4 protein-coding genes are annotated in these 3471 nt (G+C 61.8%); 3 read left to right on the top strand and 1 reads right to left on the bottom strand.

Going from position 1 to position 3471, the window contains the following annotated elements; genetic code table 11:
* The coding region (locus GZ093_RS20595; RefSeq protein WP_296489586.1) for an AAA family ATPase at nucleotides 1-677 on the bottom strand (677 nt) is incomplete at its 3' end.
* 42 nt (nucleotides 678-719) lie between these two features.
* Between GZ093_RS20595 and GZ093_RS20590 the strand changes: the two genes are divergently transcribed.
* The 3 genes from GZ093_RS20590 to GZ093_RS20580 form a co-directional block, all read left to right on the top strand.
* Nucleotides 720-1673: a histone deacetylase family protein gene (locus GZ093_RS20590; RefSeq protein WP_296489585.1), complete on the top strand. Its 954-nt coding sequence runs from the start codon at nucleotides 720-722 to the stop codon at nucleotides 1671-1673.
* Nucleotides 1666-2955: a mechanosensitive ion channel domain-containing protein gene (locus GZ093_RS20585; protein WP_296489584.1), complete on the top strand. Its 1290-nt coding sequence runs from the start codon at nucleotides 1666-1668 to the stop codon at nucleotides 2953-2955. The genes GZ093_RS20590 and GZ093_RS20585 overlap by 8 nt, the downstream gene beginning before the upstream one ends.
* A gap of 14 nt (nucleotides 2956-2969) precedes the next feature.
* A partial coding sequence (locus tag GZ093_RS20580; RefSeq protein WP_296489582.1) for a transglutaminase-like domain-containing protein occupies nucleotides 2970-3471 on the top strand: 502 nt, incomplete at its 3' end.

The raw sequence follows: 3471 nt of genomic DNA, 5'->3' as shown, positions 1-3471 counted from the left end.
TCCTGCACATAGTCCAACAGCGGCGCAGCCGCATGGACGGCCAGCACCTGCTGCTGCAGCGTCTGCAGCTCGGTCGCACTGAGCAGGCTCGGCAGTGCTTCCACCATGTCGCGCCGGTCGCGCCCTGCCAGCAGTTCGCGCTCGGTGGCACGGTCCGGGTAACCCAGCGAGATGCGCATCAGGAAGCGGTCCAGCTGCGACTCCGGCAGCGCATAGGTGCCGAGTTGGTCGTGCGGGTTTTGCGTGGCAATCACAAAAAATGGCGCGGGCAGCGCGCGCGTGTCGCCGTCCACCGTGACCTGCTTTTCTTCCATCGCCTCCAGCAGCGCACTTTGGGTCTTGGGGCTGGCGCGGTTGATCTCGTCGGCCAGCAGCACCTGCGCAAACAACGGGCCGGGGTGGAAAACAAAGCTTTCTTTGGCGCGCTCATAAACGCTCACACCTGTGAGGTCGCTGGGCATCAGGTCGGCGGTGAACTGCACCCGGGAGAACTGCAGGCCAAAGGTTTTGGCCAGCGCCAGCGCCAGCGTGGTCTTGCCCACGCCGGGCACGTCCTCAATCAGCAAGTGGCCCCCCGCCAGCAGGCAAGCCACACAATCTTGCGTTTGCGCCTGCTTGCCGACAATCACCGTGTTAAGCTGATTCAGTATTGATTCAAGTTTTTTTTGTGCATCCATAGCACGACGTTACCAAAATAATTTGAGAGACAGGAGATCACCGTGACAACGACCGGTTACTACACGCATTCCGATTGCCGTAAACATGAAATGGGGCCTGGCCACCCCGAATGTCCTGAGCGGCTTGATGCCATCGAGGACCGATTGTTAATCTCCGGCCTGGGGCTCGCACTGGAACGGCGTGAGGCCCCTTGCGCGTCGCTGGCCGACATTGAGCTGGCGCATAGCCGCACGCATGTCGCGGCCCTGCGCGGCCTGAGCGATGTGCTGCAAGAAGATATCTTGGCCGGCGGCCCACCCTATGCCCAGGTGGACCCCGATACCTCCATCAACGTCAGCACCTGGGATGCGGCCCTGCGTGCTGCCGGTGCCGCGCTGGCGGCCACCGATGCGGTGATGGCGGGTGAACTTGAAAACGCGTTTTGTGCCATTCGTCCGCCCGGGCACCATGCGTGCCGCGACCAGGCCATGGGATTCTGTTTCTTTAACAACGTGGCCATTGCCGCCAAGTACGCCCTGGAGCGCCACGGTCTGAAGCGGGTCGCGATTGTGGATTTTGATGTGCACCACGGCAACGGCACCGAGGACATCGTGGCGGGTGACAAGCGCATTTTGATGGTGAGCTTTTACCAGTATCCGTTTTATCCACTCGATCACGTCCACTCCAGTGCGGCCAACCTGGTCAATCTGCCCGTGCCTGCCTATACCAAGGGCATGGAGATCAGGGAGCTGATCGAGAGCACCTGGATGCCACGGCTGGAGGCCTTTCGGCCCGAGATGATTTTCATCAGCGCCGGCTTCGATTCGCATCGGGAGGACGACATGGGCCAGTTGGGCCTGGTCGAGCAGGACTTCGTCTGGATCACCCATCGCATCAAGGACGTGGCCCGGCGCCACGGCAAGGGACGCATCGTCTCGTGTCTGGAAGGTGGTTATTCCTTGAGCGCGCTGGCGCGCAGTGTGGAGGGACATATTCGGGTGCTGGCCGATGTTTGAACCCCGCATTGCCGATCTGGACGCCTGGGTCGCGGCGCTGACCCAGCGCGCCGCGCTGATGGAGCTCGGCGCACTGGCTTTGTGTAGTGTGGTGGCCTGGTGGCTGGCCGCGCTGTTTCGCCGGGCGCGGGCTCCGAGCGTGACGACCTCCATCATGTTTGGCCGACGCCTTGTGGACGGGGTCTTGTTCCCGTTTCTGCTGCTGAGCCTGGCCTACGCCGCCCGCGCCCTGATGGTGGGCCGGGTGCCGCTGGCGGTTTTCAAGATTGCGTTGCCGGTGCTGATCTCCCTGCTGGTGATCCGGCTTGGGGTCAAGGTGCTGCAAGCGGCCTTCAGTGACACGCCGCTGGTGCGTATGCTGGAGCGCAGCATTTCCTGGGTGGCATGGGTGGCTGTCGTGCTATGGGTCAGCGGGTTGCTGCCACTGGTCCTGGAAGAGCTTGACCAGATTACCTGGAAGATGGGTGGCGCCCGGATGTCGGTCCGCACCCTGCTTGAGGGGAGTCTGATAGCCGGTGCCGTGCTCATCGTCACCCTGTGGATTTCAGCGGCCATCGAGACCCGTTTGCTGCGTTCGGCCACCGGGGGCGAATTGTCGCTGCGCAAGGCGGCCAGCAACGCCACGCGTGCCCTGTTGATGTTCTTCGGCCTGATGTTGGCCCTGTCGGCAGTCGGTATTGACTTGACCGCGTTCTCGGTGCTGGGCGGCGCCATCGGCGTGGGCGTGGGCTTTGGCCTGCAAAAGTTGGCGGCCAACTATGTCAGCGGATTTGTCATCCTGGCCGAACGCAGCATGCGCATTGGCGACAACGTGCGGGTCGATAATTTTGAGGGCATTGTGATGCAAATCAATGCCCGCTACACCCTGATTCGCTCGCTCGGCGGGCGCGAGTCGATCGTTCCCAACGAGTTGTTGATCAGCACCCGGGTCGAAAACCTGTCGCTGGCCGATTCGCGGGTCTGGCTCCATACTGCGGTCGCGGTTAGCTACGACAGCGATGTGGACCAGGTGATGCAGTTGTTGCATCAGGCTGCCCTGAAGCAGGAACGGGTGCTGCGTGAGCCAGCTCCTTCCGTGAACCTGTCTGCCTTTGGCGCCGATGGACTGGAGTTCAAGCTGGGGTTCTGGATCGCCGACCCCGAGAACGGCAGTGACAACTTGAAGTCCTTGATCAATCTGGACATACTTAGGTCACTGCGTGAAAACCGGATCGAGATTCCCTATCCGCAGCGGGTCGTGCACCTGCCGGTGGTGGCGGCAATTCCGGGTCCATCACTTTGACCAAGGAGGTTCGCATGTCTTTATCGCTGGCTGTGCCCACCCCACTGGAGTACTTTGCCTCGCTGGTGCACAGCGATGCCGACTTTGCGTTGTTGGAGGCTGCGGCCTGTCTGGCGCAAGACGAATACCCGGAACTCGACGTACAAGAAGTGCTGGGCGAGGTCGATCAACTCCTGGCACGACTCAAACATCGCCTTGCGGCTGATGCCGGCCCCCTGCAAAAGCTGCGCGCCTTGCACCAGTTTTTCTACCGGGATTTGGGCTTTGCCGGCAACGTCAACCATTACTACGACCCGGACAACAGCTTTGTGAACGTGATTTTGCATACGCGCCGCGGCATTCCGATCTCGCTGGCGGTGCTGTGGCTGGAACTGGCGCAAGGCTTGGGGCTGGCGGCGCGGGGCGTCGGGTTTCCGGGTCACTTCATGGTCAAGGTGAATTTGCCTGAAGGCCAGGTGGTGATGGACCCGCTGGACGGCCAATCGCTGACCCGCGAGGCACTGGCTGAGCGGCTCG

It is taken from the genome of Rhodoferax sp. (assembly GCF_010365055.1).
In the GTDB taxonomy this organism is placed as follows: Bacteria; Pseudomonadota; Gammaproteobacteria; order Burkholderiales; family Burkholderiaceae_C; genus Rhodoferax.
Note: the sequence above shows the minus strand (reverse complement) of the source record. Positions and strands in the feature narration are given on the sequence as shown.